Consider the following 18155-nt stretch of genomic DNA (forward strand, 5'->3'; position numbering starts at 1 on the left):
CCCGGATGGCTCAGATCCGGGCGAGGACCTGGGTGAGCAGCTGACCCATGCGGGCGGCCGAGTCGCGGCCGGCCTGCAGGACCTCTTCGTGGTTGAGCGGCTCGCCCGACAGGCCCGCCGCCAGGTTGGTGACCAGGGAGATGCCCAGGACCTCCGCGCCGGCCTCACGGGCCGCGATGGCCTCCAGCACGGTGGACATGCCGACCAGGTCCGCGCCCATGACGCGGATCATGTTGATCTCGGCCGGGGTCTCGTAGTGCGGGCCGGGGAACTGGACGTAGACGCCCTCTTCCAGCGACGGGTCGATCTCCTTGCACATCGCGCGCAGGCGCGGCGAGTACAGGTCGGTCAGGTCCACGAAGTTCGCGCCGATGATGGGCGAGGTGGCCGTCAGGTTGAGGTGGTCGCTGATCAGGACCGGCTGGCCGGGGCGCATGCCCGCGCGCAGGCCGCCGCAGCCGTTGGTGAGGACGATCGTCTTGCAGCCGGCGGCGACGGCGGTACGGACGCCGTGCGCGACGGCGGCGACGCCGCGGCCCTCGTAGTAGTGGGTCCGGCCGAGGAAGAGCAGCGCGCGCTTGTCGCCGATCTTGTACGAGCGGATCTTGCCGCCGTGGCCTTCGACGGCGGGCGGGGGGAAGCCCGGGAGTTCGGTGACCGGGAATTCGGCCTCGGGAGCGCCGAGCGCTTCGGCGGCGGGTGCCCAGCCGGAGCCCATGACGAGGGCGACGTCGTGGGTCTCGGCGCCGGTCAGCTCACGCAGACGCGCGGCCGCGGCGTCGGCGGCGGCATGGGGATCGGTAACAGATGCGTTCACGCGGACGAGCGTAACCGCTCTGCCCCTACGCGCGTAGATGGCACAGCTCACGGTGTTCGGATCGTTGCCTTGTCGTTTCCGACCAAATGTCCCGGCGGGGCCCGGCGCGGGCCCGGCCCGGCGCGGTGAGGGGCCCGGCGGGGGTCCGGCGCGGCGCGCCGGACCCGACCGGGTCAGCAGGGCCGCTTGCGCAGTTCCATCACGTAGTCGTGCGGCGCGCCCGCGGATTCGGCGGCGTCCGCCAGCTCCCCGAGGTAGCGCGCCGAGGGCAGCCCGCCCTCGTAGCCGTTCAGCACGTACACCCAGGCGGCCTCCTCGCCGTCCAGCGTGTGCACGCGCACCCGCATCCTGCGGTAGATGTCGAGCCCGACACCTTCCCAGCGGTCCATGGACTCCTCGTCCAGCGGCGCGACGTCGTACAGGGCGACGAAGACCTGGTGGCGGGGCGCTTCCACGATCGTGGCGAGCGCGCCTTCCCAGCCCATCTGTTCCCCGCCGAACGTCAGCCGCCAGTCGTTCAGCCACCCCGTTCCGCGCAGCGGGGAATGCGGAGCGCGGCGCGTCATCAGCCGCGGGTCGAGGTTGCCGGCGTACGCGGCGTAGAGCGACATGAGGTCGAGGGTACGGGAGGTACGGCGATGGACGCGTGCCCGGATGGCGGGACCGGGCGCGAAGCACCTTGATGCGTGCGGGACAATGGGGCACGGAATGCATCCCCCGGGGAGACCCCCCGGAACCCCGGCCGGGGGGCAGCCGGCCGGGTAGACGTGAGGCGGACTTTTCGTGACCCGGATCGTGATCATCGGCGGCGGCCCCGGCGGATACGAGGCGGCCCTGGTAGGCGCCCAGCTCGGCGCGGAGGTGACCGTCGTGGACTGCGACGGTCTGGGCGGGGCATCGGTGCTCACCGACTGCGTGCCCTCCAAGACCCTGATCGCCACCGCCGAGGTGATGACGACCTTCGACTCGTCCTACGAGGAGCTGGGCATCGTCGTCGCCGACGACACCCCGCCGCTGGAACAGGCGGCCCGGGTGGTCGGCGTGGACCTCGGCAAGGTCAACCGACGGGTCAAGCGCCTCGCGCTGGCCCAGTCGCACGACATCACGGCCTCCGTCACCCGGGCGGGCGCCCGCGTGCTGCGCGGCCGCGGCAAGCTCGGCGGCCCCCAGGGCATCGACGGCACCCGTGACGTCATCGTGACGGCCGCGGACGGCACGGAGACGATCCTGACCGCCGACGCCGTCCTGATCGCCACCGGCGGGCACCCGCGCGAGATCCCGGACGCGATGCCCGACGGCGAGCGGATCCTGAACTGGACCCAGGTCTACGACCTGGAGGAGCTCCCCGAGGAACTGATCGTGGTCGGCTCCGGCGTCACCGGCGCCGAGTTCGCCGGCGCCTACCAGGCCCTCGGCTCCCGGGTCACCCTCGTCTCCTCCCGCGACCGCGTGCTGCCGGGCGAGGACCCGGACGCCGCGGCCGTCCTGGAGGACGTGTTCCGCCGCCGCGGCATGAACGTCGTGGGCCGCTCCCGCGCCGAGTCCGCCAAGCGGGTCGGCGACCGGGTCGAGGTCACCCTGTCCGACGGCCGCGTCATCACCGGCACGCACTGCCTGATGGCGGTCGGCGCGATCCCCAACACCGGGAACATGAACCTGGAGGAGTCCGGCGTCCGGCTCACCGAGTCCGGGCACATCTGGACCGACAAGGTCTCGCGGACCTCCTCCCCGGGCGTGTACGCCGCCGGTGACGTCACCGGGATCTTCGCCCTGGCGTCCGTCGCGGCCATGCAGGGCCGGATCGCGATGTACCACTTCCTCGGCGACGCGGTGACCCCGCTGAACCTCAAGACGGTGTCCTCGAACGTCTTCACCGACCCCGAGATCGCCACCGTCGGCTACACGCAGGCCGACGTGGACTCCGGCAAGATCGACGCCCGCTGCGTGAAGCTGCCGCTGCTGCGCAACCCGCGCGCCAAGATGCAGGGCATCCGCGACGGTTTCGTGAAGCTCTTCTGCCGCCCCGGCACCGGGATCGTCGTGGGCGGCGTGGTCGTGGCCCCGCGCGCGAGCGAGCTGATCCACCCCATCTCGATCGCCGTCGACAACAACCTGACGGTCGAGCAGATCGCAAACGCGTTCACCGTGTACCCCTCGCTGTCGGGGTCGATCGCCGAGGTGGCCCGCCAGCTGCACACGCGCAAGGCGGCCGGCGAGGCGTAATTGCCGTACCGCTTCCGGCGCTTCCGCTTGTGACCGGTTGCGCCGGAAGCGCGCATATCACACCAGTGCCCGATCTGTTCTCATCTTCTGCATTTCGGCGTCGGGCCCTGAAAGGAACGGACTGGTTGCGTTACTGTCAGTTTCGTGTTCGCTGCAGAACGTCGTCAATTGATCCTCGAAATGGTGCGCGCCAACGGAGCGGTATCGCTCCGTGAGCTCGCCCGCGTCGTCCAGACCTCCGAAGTGACCGTACGGCGGGACGTGCGGGCACTGGAGGCAGAAGGACTCCTCGACCGCCGGCACGGCGGTGCGGTCTTGCCGGGCGGTTTCACGCGGGAGTCCGGCTTTCCGCAAAAGTCCCATCTCGCGACGGCGGAGAAAACCGCCATTGCCGATGTCGCGGCGGGTCTCGTCGAAGAAGGCGAGGCCATCGTCGTCGGCGCGGGCACCACCACCCAGGAGCTGGCCCGTCGGCTCGCCCGGGTGCCGGGTCTGACCGTCGTCACCAATTCGCTGCTCGTCGCCCAGGCGTTGGCGCACGCCAACCGGGTCGAGGTCGTCATGACCGGCGGGACCCTGCGCGGGTCCAACTACGCCCTGGTCGGCAGCGGTGCGGAGCAGTCCCTCCAAGGGCTGCGCGTCTCCCGGGCGTTCCTGTCCGGGAGCGGTCTGACGGCCGAACGCGGGCTGTCCACGTCCAACATGCTCTCCGCGAGCGTGGACCGGGCGCTGGTGCAGGCGGCCGCCGAGGTGGTGGTCCTGGCCGACCACACCAAGCTCGGCACGGACACCATGTTCCAGACGGTGCCCACGGACCTCATCACCCGACTCGTGACGGACGAGCCGCAGTCGCACGACGACCGGGCCGCCACCGAGCTCCAGGCGCTGGCCGACCAGGGCGTCCAGATCACGATCGCGGGGGCCACCGCCCCCGCGGCCACCGACGGCATGCAGGGCCGGCGTCCGCGCCGCGACTCCCCGCTGCCCGTACAACGCCGTGGCGGCCCCACCGCACAACTGCGCAGCGCCCCCTCGGGGATGCTGGAGCAGCAGGCGGGGGAGCGCGCCAGGGTCGCGGACATGCGCCGCCGCTAGGGCGCATGAACGTGGAGCAACGCCGACGGGGCCGGAGTGATCCGGCCCCGTCGGTGCGGTGCGATGAGGTGCGGGCAGCGGTCGCCGCGGCCCGACGACCTCAGTCCTTGATCTCGCAGATCGTGGCGCCCGAGGTGACCGAGCCGCCGACCTCGGCGGCCAGGCCGACGACGGTGCCGGAGCGGTGCGCGTTGAGCGGCTGCTCCATCTTCATGGCCTCCAGGACGACGATCAGGTCGCCCTCGTTGACCTGCTGGCCCTCCTCGACGGCGACCTTGACGATGGTTCCCTGCATCGGGGACGCCAGGGTGTCGCCGGACGCGGCCGGGCCGGACTTCTTCGCGGCGCGCCGCTTGGGCTTGGCGCCCCCGGCGGCCGCGGTGCGGGCCAGGGTCATGCCCAGGCTGGAGGGCAGCGAGACCTCCAGGCGCTTGCCGCCGACCTCGACCACGACGGTCTCGCGGCCCGGCTCGTCCGGCTCCTCGTCGACCGCGGGGACCACGAAGGCGGGGATCTCGTTGACGAACTCGGTCTCGATCCACCGGGTGTGGACCGTGAACGGGTTGCCGTCGGCGGGCGCGAACGCGGGGTCGACGACGACCGCGCGGTGGAAGGGAACGGCGGTGGCCATGCCCTCGATCTCGAACTCCGCGAGCGCGCGGGCGGCGCGCTGCAGGGCCTGCTCGCGCGTGGCGCCGGTGACGATCAGCTTGGCCAGGAGCGAGTCCCAGGCGGGGCCGATGACGCTGCCGGACTCGACGCCCGCGTCGAGCCGGACACCGGGGCCCGACGGCGGGGCGAAGCGGGTGACCGTGCCCGGGGCGGGCAGGAAGCCGCGGCCCGGGTCCTCGCCGTTGATGCGGAACTCGAAGGAGTGCCCGCGCAGGACCGGGTCGCCGTAACCGAGTTCCTCGCCGTCGGCGATCCGGAACATCTCGCGGACCAGGTCGATGCCGGCGACCTCTTCGGTGACCGGGTGCTCGACCTGGAGGCGGGTGTTGACCTCCAGGAAGGAGATCAGGCCGTCGGCGGAGACCAGGAACTCGACCGTGCCGGCGCCGACGTAGCCGGCCTCCTTGAGGATCGCCTTGGACGCGGCGTACAGCTCCGCGTTCTGCGCCTCGCTCAGGAACGGGGCGGGGGCTTCCTCGACCAGCTTCTGGTGGCGGCGCTGGAGCGAGCAGTCACGGGTGGAGACGACGACCACGTTGCCGTGGGAGTCGGCCAGGCACTGGGTCTCCACGTGGCGGGGCTTGTCGAGGTACTGCTCGACGAAGCACTCGCCGCGGCCGAAGGCGGCGACGGCCTCGCGGACCGCGGAGTCGTAGAGCTCCGGGATCTCTTCGAGGGTGCGGGCGACCTTGAGGCCGCGACCGCCACCGCCGAAGGCGGCCTTGATCGCGATCGGCAGCCCGTGCTCGGTGGCGAAGGCGACGACCTCGTCGGGCCCGGAGACCGGGTCGGGGGTGCCGGCGACGAGGGGGGCCCCGGCGCGCAGCGCGATGTGTCGGGCGGCGACCTTGTCGCCGAGGTCGCGGATGGCCTGCGGGGGCGGGCCGATCCAGGTCAGGCCCGCGTCGATGACGGCCTGCGCGAATTCGGCGTTCTCCGACAGGAAGCCGTATCCGGGATGGATGGCGTCGGCTCCGGAATCGGCAGCCGCCTGAAGGACCTTCGCGATGTCCAGATAGCTGGCGGCCGGGGTGTCACCGCCCAGCGCGAAAGCTTCGTCGGCCGCGCGGACGTGCAGAGCGTCCCGGTCCGGATCGGCGTACACGGACACGCTAGCGATCCCGGCATCCCGGCAGGCCCGGGCAACGCGGACAGCGATTTCGCCACGGTTGGCGATGAGCACCTTGCGCACGATGGCTCCCTCCTTGAAACAAGCTGAGTTTAGGGACAGCCGACACGGCCTTTCGACCCGTCCCCAGAGGTGAGCTTGCCCACACGGAGCGTTATTCGAGGCTCCCTCGAGTGTCGACACCCCTTGTGGCGCCCCAGGTCAGCGGGATCCCCGACTGCACCCTAGCCGTGCCGTGTGTCGAAGGTCTCTGCGTTTGGGGTCAGCGGGTCGCCGGGTTTCTTTGTGGACTCCCTACCAACGGGCCCGGCTTTCTTTGCCCGTAACGAAGCGGCCCCGACCCCTTGTCCGGAGGTTTACCCGTTAGTAGCCTCCAGGAGTCGAACGCTTTTGTGGACGCATGCGGATCGGGTGGGGGCGCCGTGCTGCGCAGACTCGTGGCCTCGGTGGCCGCGATCGTTCTTGTGGTGGAAGCGGCGGTGCTGGTGTTCGTCCACATCGTGCTGGGCGCGACCACGCACAACCAGGCCATGTCGATAGCGGGCATGGACCCTGACGTCATGTCGACGGCCACCTACGCCCTGGGCGCGGGCATCGGGATCTTCCTGCTGTCGACGGCGGTGTTCCTGGCCGTCACCGCGGTCCGCGACCGGCCCCCGGGCCGCTTCGCCCGGGTGCTGTTCGTCGTCACGGCCGTCACCCACATCGTGCTCGGCGCCCTCGCCGCCGCACTGGTCGGCTGGGGCGCCTTCGCGGCCACGATGCTGATCTTCTGCCTGCTGGTGCTGACCCTGACGCTCTACGCCAAGGTCAGCGGGGAGATGCAGATCACGTCCACAAGTCCGTGATGGACACGCCCAGTTCGCCCAGCAGTGAGCGCAGCAGCGGCAGCGACAGCCCGATCACGTTGCCCGGGTCCCCGTCGATGCCGTCGACGAAGGGCGCCGAGCGGCCGTCGAGGGTGAACGCCCCGGCCACGTGCAGCGGCTCGCCGCTCGCCACGTACGCCGCGACCTCCGCGTCCGTCGGCTCGCCGAAGCGGACCGTCGTGGACGCGGTGGCGGAGACCTGAGCCCCGTTCGCGGTGTCGATCAGGCAGTGCCCGGTGCGCAGGACGCCGCTGCGGCCGCGCATCGCCTTCCAGCGGGCCACGGCCTCCTCGGCGTCGGCGGGCTTGCCCAGCGCCTCCCCGTCCAGCTCCAGCACGGAGTCGCAGCCGATCACCAGCGCCCCCGCGGCCTCGGGCAGCGCCGCCACCACGGCGGCCTTCGCCTCGGCCAGGACGAGCGCCAGCTCGGCCGGCGAGTCCGCCTCCAGGGCGTCCTCGTCCACCCCGCTGACGATCACGTGCGGGGCGAGGCCGGCCTGGCGCAGCAGGTTCAGTCGGGCGGGCGAGGCGGAGGCGAGGACGAGGGCGCGCGGCTGCGCGGGCGTGGCGGTCATGGGGGCCATCGTAGGAGCCCCGGGGGGCCCGGCGCAGGCGGCCTCAGCGCAGGCCGTGCACGCCGAGGACGTAGACGACCACCACCATCGCCAGCGCCAGGACCACGCTCATCCGGCGGATCATCGACTGCGCCTCGCGCATGTCCTTCGGCGGCTCGTTCTTCGGATCGGACCAGAGCATGACCCGATCGTGCTCCGGGCACGCCGGTGGCGCCTGAGTACGGGTACTCAGGCGCCACCGTCCGTTCACGTCATCTTCGGCCCGGGCGCGTGCCCGGGCGCCGGCTCAGGACGGCCAGTACGTACGCCCCCACGCCCGCGGCCCCGGCTGCGGCAGCCGCCGCCGGGCCACCCGTGAGGGGGCCGCCCACTCGTCCTCGACCGGAGGAGCGCCCGGCGCCGCCGCTGCCAGCGCCGCCGCGCGCGCTTGGACCACCGCCAGTGCGGCGGCCAGCTCCTCGGGGGTCGGGTTGCCCTTGACCACCTTGATCACCACAGAGACCTCCAGGGTCCGGTCCGGGGTCCTACAGGGGAATGTTGCCGTGCTTCTTCGGCGGCAGCGACTCGCGCTTGGTGCGCAGCTGCCGCAGCCCCTTCACGATGTGCGCCCGGGTCTCGGACGGCATGGTCACCGCGTCGATGTAACCGCGTTCGGCGGCCGTGTACGGGTTGAGCAGGGTGTCCTCGTAGTCGGCGATCAGCGCGGCCCGGGTGGCCTCGGCCTCCGCCTCGTCCTTGGCGGCCGCGATCGTCCGCCGGTGCAGGATGTTCACCGCGCCCTGCGCGCCCATGACGGCGATCTGCGCGGTCGGCCAGGCCAGGTTCAGGTCGGCGCCGAGGTGCTTGGAGCCCATGACGTCGTAGGCGCCGCCGAAGGCCTTGCGGGTGATCACGGTGATGAGCGGGACGGTGGCCTCGGCGTACGCGTAGATCAGCTTCGCGCCGCGCCGGATGATTCCGTTGTACTCCTGGTCCGTGCCCGGCAGGAAGCCCGGTACGTCGACGAACGTCAGCACCGGCACGTTGAAGGCGTCGCAGGTCCGCACGAAGCGGGCGGCCTTCTCGCTCGCGTCGATGTCCAGGCAGCCCGCGAACTGCATCGGCTGGTTCGCGACGATGCCCACCGGGTGGCCCTCGACCCGGCCGAAGCCGGTCAGGATGTTCGGCGCGAACAGCCCCTGGGTCTCCAGGAACTCGCCCTCGTCCAGGACGTGCTCGATCACGGTGTGCATGTCGTACGGCTGGTTGGCGCTGTCCGGGATCAGGGTGTCCAGTTCGAGGTCCGTGGCCGAGACCTCGGTGTCCGCCTCCTCGGGGAAGGCGGGCGGCTCCGAGAGGTTGTTCGATGGCAGGTACGCGAGGAGCGACTTCACGTACTCGATCGCGTCCTTCTCGTCCCCGGCCAGGTGGTGGGCCACGCCCGAGACGCTGTTGTGCGTGCGGGCGCCGCCCAGCTCCTCGAAGCCGACGTCCTCGCCGGTGACCGTCTTGATGACGTCCGGACCGGTGATGAACATGTGCGAGGTCTGGTCGACCATCACCGTGAAGTCGGTGATCGCGGGGGAGTACACGGCGCCGCCCGCGCAGGGCCCGACGACCAGGCTGATCTGCGGGATCACGCCGGAGGCGTGCACGTTGCGGCGGAAGATCTCGCCGTACATGCCGAGCGCGCTGACGCCCTCCTGGATCCGGGCGCCGCCGGAGTCGTTGATGCCGACCAGCGGGCAGCCGGTCTTCAGCGCGAAGTCCATGACCTTCATGATCTTCTGCCCGTAGACCTCGCCGAGGGCCCCGCCGAAGACGGTGAAGTCCTGCGAGAACACGGCCACCGGGCGCCCGTCGACCGTGCCGTAGCCGGTCACCACGCCGTCGCCGTAGGGCTTGGTCTTCTCCAGGCCGAAGTTGGTCGAGCGGTGCCGGGCGAAGCCGTCCAGCTCGACGAACGACCCCTCGTCCAGCAGTAGCGCCACCCGCTCACGAGCCGTCAGCTTGCCCTTGGCGTGCTGCTTCTCCACGGCGAGCGCGGATCCGGCATGGGTCGCCTCGTCGATGCGGCGCTGCAGGTCCGCGAGCTTGCCCGCGGTGGTGTGGATGTCGATCGGCTCTGAGGGTTGAGACATCGGGGTCGCGGCTCCCTGGAAGGTCAACTGCCATGGTCAATTGATTGACTGCTGCTGGCTACTGGTGCGTAGCGTATCGGCGGGCATGGCGCTCGGCAGTGCGGCGTTTGCCACACCTACTGTGGGTTGCATGACGCCATCAGATGCCTCATCCGGAGCCGCCGCCGACCGCTGGTCCAGCCTGAGCCGGCCGCCGCTGTCCGCCGCCGCGCTCCAGCGGGCCCTCGTGGTCCCGGGTGGACTGTGGACCTCGGTCGAGGTGACCGGATCCACCGGCTCCACCAATACCGACCTCGCCGCACGGGCCGCGCGGCTCCCGGAGGGGGCGGTACTGGTCGCCGAGGAGCAGACCGCCGGGCGCGGGCGCCTCGACCGCAGCTGGACGGCCCCCGCGCGCTCCGGGCTGTTCTTCTCGGTCCTGCTCAGGCCCGGGCCGGACGTGCCGATGGAGCGGTGGGGGTGGCTGACCCTGCTCGCCGGGGTGGCCACCGCGACCGGACTGTCCCGGGCGGCCGGGGTGGACACCGCCCTCAAGTGGCCCAACGACCTGCTGGTCGCCGTGGACGGCGAGGAGCGCAAGGCCGGCGGCATCCTCGCCGAGCGCGTCGGTGACGGGGTGGTCGTCGGGATCGGGCTGAACGTCTCGCTGACCGAGGACGAGCTGCCGGTGCCCACGGCCGGTTCGCTGCTGCTCGCCAAGGCGACCGTCACCGACCGCGACCCGCTCCTGAAGTCCGTACTGCGCTCCCTGGAGCAGTGGTACGAGCGCTGGCGGGCGGCCGGCGGCGACCCGGCGACCAGCGGTCTGCAGGAGACGTACGCGGCGGGCTGCGCGACGCTGGGCAGGCACGTGCGGGCGGAGCTGCCCGGCGGGCGGCAGCTGACCGGAACGGCCGAAGCGGTGGACGCGGACGGGCGGCTGGTGATCCGGACGGCGGACGACGCGCACGAAGCGGTGGGCGCGGGGGACGTCGTCCACCTGCGGTCGATCCACTAGGCGCGGACCGGCGATGAACAGCTGGTGGAGTGGGGAGTGAGCTACGGCACACCTGCCGTATGGTTTAGGCGATCCCGGTGCTCCCGGTGATCAACCGGTTCGGCAGGGCAGTGCGCACGGAATGGACAGGAGGCGGCTCTTGACCGTCGACGACCCGACGTCCAGCGCGTCCGGCTCCCCGGGCGGCGGACCCGTGAGCGGTCCGGGCACCCCGATCGGGCGTGACCAGCACACTCCCCACCACGAGGTCGACCACACCGTCCAGCCGACGGCGGATCCGCTCGCCATCCGGCTGGAGCAGCTCATCCTGGGCGCCGAGCGCCGGTACACGCCCTTCCAGGCGGCCCGCAGCGCCGGCGTCTCGATGGAGCTGGCGTCGCGCTTCTGGCGGGCCATGGGCTTCGCGGACATCGGGCAGGCCAAGGCGCTCACCGAGGCGGACGTGCTGGCCCTGCGCCGGCTGGCCGGCCTGGTGGAGGCCGGGCTGCTCAGCGAGCCGATGGCGGTGCAGGTGGCGCGCTCCACCGGGCAGACCACGGCGCGCCTCGCCGAGTGGCAGATCGACTCGTTCCTGGAGGGGCTGACGGAGCCGCCGGAGCCGGGGATGACCCGTACGGAGGTCACGTACCCGCTGGTGGAGCTGCTCCTGCCGGAGCTGGAGGAGTTCCTCGTCTACGTGTGGCGCCGCCAGCTGGCGGCGGCCACCGGGCGGGTGGTGCAGGTCGCCGACGACGAGGAGATGGTCGACCGGCGGCTCGCGGTGGGCTTCGCGGACCTGGTGGGCTTCACCCGGCTGACCCGGCGCCTGGAGGAGGAGGAGCTGGGCGAGCTGGTCGAGGCCTTCGAGACCACGGCGGCGGACCTGGTGGCGGCGCACGGCGGCCGGCTGATCAAGACCCTCGGCGACGAGGTGCTGTACTGCGCCGACGACGCGGGGACGGCGGCGGAGATCGCGCTGCGCCTGATCGAGACGATGGAGCAGGACCCGCAGATGCCCGAGCTGCGGGTGGGCATCGCCTTCGGCACGGTGACGACCCGGATGGGCGATGTCTTCGGGACCACCGTGAACCTGGCTTCGCGACTGACCTCGATAGCGCCGAAGGACGCGGTGCTCGTGGACGGGGCGATGGCCGAGGAGCTGGGCCGTACCGGGGCGTCGCCGGTCTCGGAGAAGAAGGCGGCCGAGGAGCAGGCGCAGGCGGGTCCCGACGCGGACGGGGTGACGTACCGCTTCGCGCTCCAGCCGATGTGGCAGCGGCCGGTGCGCGGACTGGGGGTCGTGGAGCCCTGGTTGCTGACGCGGCGGACACCTAAGATCCCTGGGTAACGTTCGTTAACCAGGAGGGTGTGGGCGCTGTGGGCACTGGCGACGAGGCTGAGGTCCGGTTCGGGGAGTTCGTCGCGGTGCGGCGCCACGGCGAGGGCGGCGCGGTGGCGGAGCTGGTCCTGGACCGGCCCAAGGCCATGAACGCCGTCTCCGACGCGCTGGCGCGCTCGCTGGGCGCCGCGTGCGAGGCGCTGGCCGCCGACGCCGGGGTGCGGGTGACGGTCCTGACCTCCACGCACGAGCGGGCCTTCTGCGTGGGCGCGGACCTCAAGGAGCGCAATTCCCTGACCGATGCGGAGCTGGCGGCCCGGCGGCCCGCCTCGCGCGGCGCGTACGGGGGCGTGCTCGCCCTCCCGATGCCGACGATCGCGGCGGTCCACGGCTTCGCCCTCGGCGGCGGCTTCGAGCTGGCCCTGTCCTGCGACGTGATCGTGGCCGACACCACCGCGGTGGTGGGCCTGCCGGAGGTGTCGGTGGGCGTGATCCCGGGCGGCGGCGGTACGCAGCTGCTGCCGCGGCGGGTCGGGGCGGCGCGGGCCGCGGAGCTGATCTTCACCGCGCGGCGGGTGGAGGCGGCGGAGGCGCTGGCGCTGGGCCTGGTCGAATCGGTGGTCCCGGCGGGCACCGACCGTGCGGCGGCCCTGGAGCTGGCCGGGCGGATGGCGGCGAACTCCCCGGTGGGGCTGCGGGCGGCCAAGCGGGCGCTGCGGCTGGGGCACGGGCTCGACCTGGCGGCGGGCCTGGACGTCGAGGACGCGGCCTGGTGGGGCGTGGCCTTCTCCGCGGACCGGGCCGAGGGTGTGGCGGCGTTCAACGAGAAGCGCAAGCCGAACTGGCCGGTGGCCTGACCCCTGCGGGGCACCGGGCCCGGCCCTTCCGGCCCCGGCCTTCCCGGGCCCGGTCTTCCGGCCCTCTCCGGCCATCGCCGGTCCCTCCGGCTCCGGGCATCCCGGACCCGGCTGGTCCCTCAGGCTCCGCCCATCTCAGCCTCGCCGGCGTTTGAGGCGCGGGGTCTGGGGCGGAGCCCCAGTGGGCGACCTGCGGCGCCGCTTCTCAGGGCTCCGCCCCGAACCCCGCGCCTCAAACGCCGGCGAGGCTGGGATGGCTGGGGTTCGCCCCAGACCCCACGCCTCAAACGCCGGCGAGGCTGGAGTGGCTCCGCCGGGCCCGGGCCTCGAACGCCGGCGGGGCTGGAGTGGCTCCGCCGGGCCCGGGCCTCGAATGCCGGCGGGGCCGGATCGGCTGGGTCCGCCGGGGCGAGATGGTCGCGCGGCGGCAAGGGGGAACGTGGCGAAACGGGCGAAACTGCCTAATCTGGGGTGATGGGAGTTGACGCGCGACTGCGGGCCGTGGTGGGACTCGCGCAGGCCATGGCGGCCGCGCACGCACCGCGCGACAGCGTGCGCGCGGCGGCCCGCGGGGCGCGGGTGGCGATGGACGGCTCCTTCGCCGCGATCTCCGCGTGGGAGCGCGAGCGCGGTCGCCTGCGCGTCCTGGTCAATGAGGGCGAGCTGCGCGACGGCGAGGCGGAGTTCCCCGTCGACGAGTCCTACCCCGTGCACGACTTCCCCGAGATCACCGAGTTCCTGCACGAGCGCTGGGTCGGCGGCGGCGGCCCGCACGCCTGGGTCGAGAGCGCCGTCGGCGACCGCCCGGGCCGCCGCGGAGAGGCGCTGCGCCGCCGCGGCCGCGGCACCTGCGTCGTCGCGCCCGTCGTGCTCAGCGGCCGCGCCTGGGGCGAGCTGTACGTCGCCCGGGACGAGGGGCTCCCGGACTTCGATGAGGACGACGCCGAGTTCGCGACCGTGCTCGCCGCCGTGGTGGCCGCCGGGCTCGCCCAGAACGAACGCCTCGAAGAGGCCCGCGCGCTCGCCTTCACCGACCCCCTGACCGGCCTCGCCAACCGCCGGGCCGTCGACATGCGCCTCGACGAGGCGTTGGAGGAGCACCGCGGCAAGGGCGCCGTGGTCAGCCTGGTGGTCTGCGACCTCAACGGCCTCAAGCGGGTCAACGACACCCTGGGCCACGCCATGGGCGACCGGCTGCTGGAGCGCTTCGGGTCGGTGCTGAGCCTGTGCGGGGCGATGCTGCCCGGGGCGCTGGTGGCGCGCCTCGGTGGGGACGAGTTCTGCCTGGTGAGCGTGGGCCCGACGGCCGACGAGGTGGTCCGGGTCACCGAGGAGCTGTGCCTGCGGGCCGCCGAGCTGGAGCTGGGGGAGGGGGTGGCCTGCGGGGTCGCCTCGACCGGGGACGACATCGGCCCGGTGAAGTCCTCGCGGCGCCTGTTCCGGCTGGCGGACGCGGCGCAGTACAAGGCCAAGGCGGCCCGGCTGCCCAAGCCGGTGGTCGCCGGTCGGGACACGGCCGTGATGCGGCTCGCCGACACCCCGCCGGGCGGTTCGGGCGAGCGCCGCCGCTTCCGCGGCAGGTGACCGCCGAGACCTAGTGACATGTTGGGATTCAGTCCGTAGGGTGCTGAATATGGATATGCACACTGTCGTGATGGGGACGTCCGGGACCACCGCCGAGGACGTCATCGCCGTCGCCCGCCAGGGCGCTCGCGTCGAGCTGTCCGCCGAGGCGGTCGACGCCCTCGCGCGTGCCCGCGCCATCGTGGACGCCCTCGCCGCCAAGCCCGAGCCCGTCTACGGGGTGTCCACGGGCTTCGGCGCGCTCGCCTCCCGGCACATCAGCCCCGAGCTGCGCGCCCAGCTCCAGCGCAACATCGTCCGCTCGCACGCCGCGGGCATGGGCCCGCGCGTCGAGCGCGAGGTGGTCCGCGCCCTGATGTTCCTGCGCCTGAAGACCGTCGCCTCCGGGCACACCGGGGTCCGCCCCGAGGTCGCCCAGACCATGGCCGACGTCCTGAACGCCGGGATCACCCCGGTCGTCCACGAGTACGGCTCCCTCGGCTGTTCCGGCGACCTCGCCCCGCTCTCGCACTGCGCGCTCACCCTGATGGGCGAAGGCGACGCGGAAGGTCCCGACGGCGTCGTGCGCCCCGCCGGCGAGCTGCTCGCCGAGGCCGGGATCACCCCCGTCGAGCTGCGCGAGAAGGAGGGCCTGGCCCTCCTCAACGGCACCGACGGCATGCTCGGCATGCTGGTCATGGCCATCGCCGACCTGAACAAGCTCTACACGTCGGCCGACATCACCGCCGCCCTCACGCTGGAGGCGCTGCTCGGTAGCGAGCGGGTCCTCCAGCCCGAGCTGCACGCCATCCGCCCGCACCCCGGGCAGGGCGCCTCCGCCGCGAACATGGCCGCCGTGCTGAAGGGCTCCGGGCTCACCGGGCACTTCCAGGAGGAGTCGGCGCCGCGGGTGCAGGACGCGTACTCCGTGCGCTGCGCCCCGCAGGTCGCGGGCGCGGGTCGGGACACCCTCGCGCACGCCACCCTGGTCGCCTCGCGCGAGCTGGCCGCCGCCGTCGACAACCCGGTCGTCCTGCCGGACGGGCGCGTGGAGTCCAACGGCAACTTCCACGGCGCGCCCGTCGCCTACGTGCTGGACTTCCTCGCCATCGTCGCCGCCGACCTCGGCTCGATCGCCGAGCGCCGCACCGACCGGCTGCTCGACAAGAACCGTTCGCACGGGCTGCCGCCCTTCCTCGCGGACGACGCCGGCGTCGACTCCGGCCTGATGATCGCCCAGTACACGCAGGCCGCCCTGGTCAGCGAGATGAAGCGGCTCGCCGTACCGGCCTCCGCCGACTCGATCCCGTCCTCCGCGATGCAGGAGGACCACGTCTCCATGGGCTGGTCCGCCGCCCGCAAGCTGCGCACCTCGATCGAGAACCTGAACCGGATCATCGCCATCGAGCTGTACGCGGCCACCCGCGCCATCGAGCTGCGCCACGGGCTGACCCCGGCCCCGGCCAGCCGGGCCGCGATCGCCGCCGCGCGGGCGGCCGGCGTCGAGGGTCCCGGGCCGGATCGTTTCCTCGCCCCCGACCTGGCGGCCGCTGACGCGTTCATCCGTTCGGGTGCTCTCCTGGAAGCCGTGGAACCGGTCACCGGCCCCCTCGCCTGAGTGACCTGACCGACCCGACCTGACCGTCGTACGTCAAGGGCCGCCCCTCGGGGCGGCCCTTCGGCGTGCGCGGGGTCGGCCGCTTCCCTTACGGGGTGTCCCCCGCGCGGGCGCGGCGCACCGAGAAGGCGACGAAACCGGCCCCGGCGCCGAGGCAGAGCGTGCCGCCGATGAGGTACGGGCCGGTGTCCACGCTGCCGGTGTCCGCGAGCAGGAGCTGGGGCCGGGACTCGGGTGCGGACCGGGAAGCGGAAGCCGCGGCCCCGTCCTCGTCCGGCAGGCCCTCGCCGGCCTGCGCGTTCGCGTTCGCCGGGGCGCCCGGGGCGGCGTCGGAGGAGGTGGTGGAGGAGGTGGCGGAGGTGGCGCCCGCGTTGGGGACGAACCAGAGGGCGCCGAGCAGGGTGGTCGCCCCGAGGGCGGTGAGCAGCGGTCGACGTGCGGACACAGTTCGATCCCCCTTGTGGCAGCAGCGAATTGGCCGTGTGGGCAGATGCTAGTTAAAGGGGCGGGTCGTGGGAAACCCGGGGGTTCTTGAGCCTTACCCTCCGTCGTATGAATGCTTCTGAAGAATCACGGTACGTACGGCTTCGGGTTGATTTGGTGCTGGAGGTTCCGGAACCGGACGCTCTCACCGGAGCCGCCCTCGCGCACATCAAGGCCGACGAGTTCATGCCCGACGAGGAGCGCGGGCACGCGGAGTCGGCGGTGCGCGAGGACGCGTCGGAGGCCCTGGCGTACCTCATCGACCCCACCGATCTGGTCGCCGAGATCCCCGGGGTCGAGCTGGCGCAGGCCTCGTGGAGCACCGAGCCGGTCGAATACGACCCCGAGTCGATGGAGTGGGACATCGACGAGGAAGATGGGGTATTCGACGAAGAAGACGACAACGCCTGACCGTGCGGTGGCCCACATTCGAACGGGATGTGGAACCGGACCGGCACGTTAACGCGTTGTATGGATGAGGCAGGGATTCTGGCAGGGGGGCTTGCCTCCCTGCCCTGCTGATGCTCGGTGATCCGGCAACGATGGAGTGGCGTGTGAGGACGGACAGCAAGCGGCGCAGGCGGGGCCTCGCGGCCGCAGCGGCGGTGCTCGGTGGGGTACTGGTGCTCTCGGCGTGCAGCGGCGGGGACGACAAGGCCGCCGGCAACGGTGACAAGACCAGCAAGTCCCAGGCGGACGTGGACGCGGCGGCCGCGAAGGACACGTCCAAGGCGCGAATAGTCATCGCGCCCAAGGACGGCGCCACCAACGTCGGTCTGAACAACGCCACCGTGACGGTGACCGAGGGAACGCTCACCAAGGTGGAGCTGAAGACCTCCGAGGGCGCCGCGGTCGAGGGCAAGATAGCCGCCGACGGCAAGAGCTGGAAGCCCGAGGGTGCGCTCAAGCGCTCCCAGAAGTACTCGCTGGCCGCGTCCGCGAAGGACACCGCCGGCAAGGAGGCGCACGAGAACGCCTCCTTCACCACCGTCTCGCCCGAGAACAGCTTCATCGGCTCCTTCACGCCGGAGGAAGGCGCGAAGGTCGGCGTGGGCATGCCGGTCTCGATCGACTTCAACAAGCCGATCAAGGACAAGAAGGCCGTCCAGGCCGCCATCAACGTCACCTCCAGCACCGGCCAGGAAGTCGTCGGCCACTGGTTCGGCGACCAGCGCCTGGACTTCCGTCCGGACCAGTACTGGACCGCCAACTCCACCATCACGATGAAGATGAAGCTGGACGGGGTCCAGGGCGCCCCCGGCGTCGTCGGCGTGCAGGACCGCACCGCGACCTTCCAGATCGGCCGCAGCCAGGTCTCGACCGTCGACGTGAAGACGAAGAAGATGACCGTCACGCGCGACGGCCAGGTCGTCAAGACCATCCCGATCTCCGCCGGCTCCCCGGCGAACCCGACGTACAACGGTCAGATGGTGATCTCCGAGAAGTTCAAGGAGACCCGGATGGACGGCGCCACCGTCGGCTTCAAGGACGGCGACGGCAAGGGCGAGTACGACATCAAGGACGTTCCGCACGCGATGCGGCTGTCCACCTCCGGCACCTTCATCCACGGCAACTACTGGGGTGACGACTCCATCTTCGGCAGCGCCAACACCAGCCACGGCTGTGTCGGCCTGAACGACGCCAAGGGTGCCAACGACCCGGACCAGCCCGGTGCGTGGTTCTTCGACAACTCGCTCGTCGGCGACGTCGTGAACGTGGTCAACTCCCCGGACAAGACGATCAAGCCGGACAACGGCCTGAACGGCTGGAACCTCAGCTGGGCGGACTGGAAGGCCGGGTCGGCCGTCTGAGCCCGCTGA

Annotated in this window: 18 protein-coding genes; 10 read left to right on the forward strand and 8 right to left on the reverse strand. The window is 72.0% G+C overall.

Annotated features, from left to right (window positions below):
• Positions 1 to 10: 10 nt before the first annotated feature.
• Positions 11 to 817 (reverse strand): purine-nucleoside phosphorylase, encoded by an 807-nt coding sequence (locus ACIQWR_RS00125; RefSeq protein WP_399259665.1) that lies wholly within the window; start codon positions 815 to 817, stop codon positions 11 to 13.
• Between the two features lie 173 nt (positions 818 to 990).
• Complete coding sequence (locus tag ACIQWR_RS00130; RefSeq protein WP_283460507.1) at positions 991 to 1428, reverse strand: gamma-glutamylcyclotransferase; 438 nt, start codon at positions 1426 to 1428, stop codon at positions 991 to 993.
• Positions 1429 to 1600: 172 nt separating this feature from the next.
• On the opposite strand from ACIQWR_RS00130, the gene ACIQWR_RS00135 reads away from it, so the two are divergent.
• Together ACIQWR_RS00135 and ACIQWR_RS00140 are read left to right on the forward strand one after the other, a co-directional pair.
• The gene (locus tag ACIQWR_RS00135) at positions 1601 to 3040 is read left to right on the forward strand and encodes an NAD(P)H-quinone dehydrogenase (RefSeq protein WP_351038327.1); all 1440 of its coding nucleotides are present in this window, start codon (positions 1601 to 1603) and stop codon (positions 3038 to 3040) included.
• A 144-nt stretch (positions 3041 to 3184) separates the two neighbouring features.
• Positions 3185 to 4135, forward strand: coding sequence for a DeoR/GlpR family DNA-binding transcription regulator (locus ACIQWR_RS00140; protein ID WP_404003632.1), 951 nt, complete (start codon positions 3185 to 3187; stop codon positions 4133 to 4135).
• A gap of 100 nt (positions 4136 to 4235) precedes the next feature.
• Here ACIQWR_RS00140 and ACIQWR_RS00145 read toward each other — a convergent pair whose 3' ends face one another.
• The gene (locus ACIQWR_RS00145; RefSeq protein WP_404003635.1) at positions 4236 to 5999 is read right to left on the reverse strand and encodes an acetyl/propionyl/methylcrotonyl-CoA carboxylase subunit alpha; all 1764 of its coding nucleotides are present in this window, start codon (positions 5997 to 5999) and stop codon (positions 4236 to 4238) included.
• 359 nt (positions 6000 to 6358) lie between these two features.
• On the opposite strand from ACIQWR_RS00145, the gene ACIQWR_RS00150 reads away from it, so the two are divergent.
• Positions 6359 to 6784 (forward strand): hypothetical protein, encoded by a 426-nt coding sequence (locus ACIQWR_RS00150; RefSeq protein WP_404003637.1) that lies wholly within the window; start codon positions 6359 to 6361, stop codon positions 6782 to 6784.
• Here ACIQWR_RS00150 and ACIQWR_RS00155 read toward each other — a convergent pair.
• The 4 genes from ACIQWR_RS00155 to ACIQWR_RS00170 all read right to left on the reverse strand — a co-directional run bounded on the left by ACIQWR_RS00155 (position 6765) and on the right by ACIQWR_RS00170 (position 9499).
• A complete protein-coding gene (locus ACIQWR_RS00155) occupies positions 6765 to 7388 on the reverse strand; it encodes a Maf family protein (RefSeq protein WP_404003639.1) in 624 nt (207 codons plus the stop codon). The genes ACIQWR_RS00150 and ACIQWR_RS00155 overlap by 20 nt on opposite strands.
• A gap of 34 nt (positions 7389 to 7422) precedes the next feature.
• Positions 7423 to 7560, reverse strand: a complete 138-nt coding sequence (gene mmpB / locus ACIQWR_RS00160; protein WP_354379760.1) for a morphogenic membrane protein MmpB — start codon at positions 7558 to 7560, stop codon at positions 7423 to 7425.
• Between the two features lie 105 nt (positions 7561 to 7665).
• A complete protein-coding gene (locus tag ACIQWR_RS00165; protein ID WP_404003640.1) occupies positions 7666 to 7875 on the reverse strand; it encodes an acyl-CoA carboxylase epsilon subunit in 210 nt (69 codons plus the stop codon).
• A gap of 28 nt (positions 7876 to 7903) precedes the next feature.
• Positions 7904 to 9499 carry an acyl-CoA carboxylase subunit beta gene (locus tag ACIQWR_RS00170; RefSeq protein WP_404003642.1) on the reverse strand — a complete coding sequence of 532 codons (1596 nt, stop codon included), beginning with the start codon at positions 9497 to 9499 and terminating at the stop codon, positions 7904 to 7906.
• A 130-nt stretch (positions 9500 to 9629) separates the two neighbouring features.
• Here ACIQWR_RS00170 and ACIQWR_RS00175 point away from each other — a divergent pair, with 130 nt between their 5' ends.
• The 5 genes from ACIQWR_RS00175 (at position 9630) to hutH (ending at position 15852) form a co-directional block, all read left to right on the forward strand.
• Positions 9630 to 10496, forward strand: a complete 867-nt coding sequence (locus ACIQWR_RS00175) for a biotin--[acetyl-CoA-carboxylase] ligase (RefSeq protein WP_404003645.1) — start codon at positions 9630 to 9632, stop codon at positions 10494 to 10496.
• Positions 10497 to 10635: 139 nt separating this feature from the next.
• Positions 10636 to 11823: an adenylate/guanylate cyclase domain-containing protein gene (locus tag ACIQWR_RS00180; RefSeq protein ID WP_404003647.1), complete on the forward strand. Its 1188-nt coding sequence runs from the start codon at positions 10636 to 10638 to the stop codon at positions 11821 to 11823.
• A gap of 29 nt (positions 11824 to 11852) precedes the next feature.
• Positions 11853 to 12671 (forward strand): enoyl-CoA hydratase/isomerase family protein, encoded by an 819-nt coding sequence (locus ACIQWR_RS00185; RefSeq protein ID WP_404003648.1) that lies wholly within the window; start codon positions 11853 to 11855, stop codon positions 12669 to 12671.
• Positions 12672 to 13145: 474 nt separating this feature from the next.
• Positions 13146 to 14255, forward strand: a complete 1110-nt coding sequence (locus ACIQWR_RS00190) for a diguanylate cyclase domain-containing protein (RefSeq protein WP_404003650.1) — start codon at positions 13146 to 13148, stop codon at positions 14253 to 14255.
• Positions 14256 to 14310: 55 nt separating this feature from the next.
• Positions 14311 to 15852, forward strand: coding sequence for a histidine ammonia-lyase (hutH, locus tag ACIQWR_RS00195; RefSeq protein ID WP_404004997.1), 1542 nt, complete (start codon positions 14311 to 14313; stop codon positions 15850 to 15852).
• Between the two features lie 88 nt (positions 15853 to 15940).
• On the opposite strand, the gene ACIQWR_RS00200 is transcribed toward hutH, so the two are convergent.
• Positions 15941 to 16297, reverse strand: a complete 357-nt coding sequence (locus ACIQWR_RS00200) for a hypothetical protein (protein ID WP_404003651.1) — start codon at positions 16295 to 16297, stop codon at positions 15941 to 15943.
• A 155-nt stretch (positions 16298 to 16452) separates the two neighbouring features.
• On the opposite strand from ACIQWR_RS00200, the gene ACIQWR_RS00205 reads away from it, so the two are divergent.
• Both ACIQWR_RS00205 and ACIQWR_RS00210 read left to right on the forward strand, forming a co-directional pair.
• Positions 16453 to 16746, forward strand: coding sequence for a hypothetical protein (locus tag ACIQWR_RS00205; RefSeq protein WP_385785394.1), 294 nt, complete (start codon positions 16453 to 16455; stop codon positions 16744 to 16746).
• Positions 16747 to 16877: 131 nt separating this feature from the next.
• Complete coding sequence (locus tag ACIQWR_RS00210; RefSeq protein ID WP_404003654.1) at positions 16878 to 18146, forward strand: Ig-like domain-containing protein; 1269 nt, start codon at positions 16878 to 16880, stop codon at positions 18144 to 18146.
• Positions 18147 to 18155 lie beyond the last annotated feature (9 nt).

This window comes from Streptomyces sp. NPDC098789 (assembly GCF_044759975.1).
GTDB lineage: Bacteria > Actinomycetota > Actinomycetes > Streptomycetales > Streptomycetaceae > Streptomyces.

What these genes read in the sequence shown, in the direction of transcription:
- ACIQWR_RS00130 (WP_283460507.1), bottom strand. Translation starts at nt 1,428, where the DNA reads ATGTCGCTCTACGCCGCGTACGCCGGCAACCTCGACCCGCGGCTGATG.
- ACIQWR_RS00155 (WP_404003639.1), bottom strand. Translation starts at nt 7,388, where the DNA reads ATGGCCCCCATGACCGCCACGCCCGCGCAGCCGCGCGCCCTCGTCCTC.
- mmpB (WP_354379760.1), bottom strand. Translation starts at nt 7,560, where the DNA reads ATGCTCTGGTCCGATCCGAAGAACGAGCCGCCGAAGGACATGCGCGAG.
- ACIQWR_RS00170 (WP_404003642.1), bottom strand. Translation starts at nt 9,499, where the DNA reads ATGTCTCAACCCTCAGAGCCGATCGACATCCACACCACCGCGGGCAAG.
- ACIQWR_RS00175 (WP_404003645.1), top strand. Translation starts at nt 9,630, where the DNA reads ATGACGCCATCAGATGCCTCATCCGGAGCCGCCGCCGACCGCTGGTCC.
- ACIQWR_RS00190 (WP_404003650.1), top strand. Translation starts at nt 13,146, where the DNA reads ATGGGAGTTGACGCGCGACTGCGGGCCGTGGTGGGACTCGCGCAGGCC.
- hutH (WP_404004997.1), top strand. Translation starts at nt 14,311, where the DNA reads ATGCACACTGTCGTGATGGGGACGTCCGGGACCACCGCCGAGGACGTC.
- ACIQWR_RS00210 (WP_404003654.1), top strand. Translation starts at nt 16,878, where the DNA reads ATGGAGTGGCGTGTGAGGACGGACAGCAAGCGGCGCAGGCGGGGCCTC.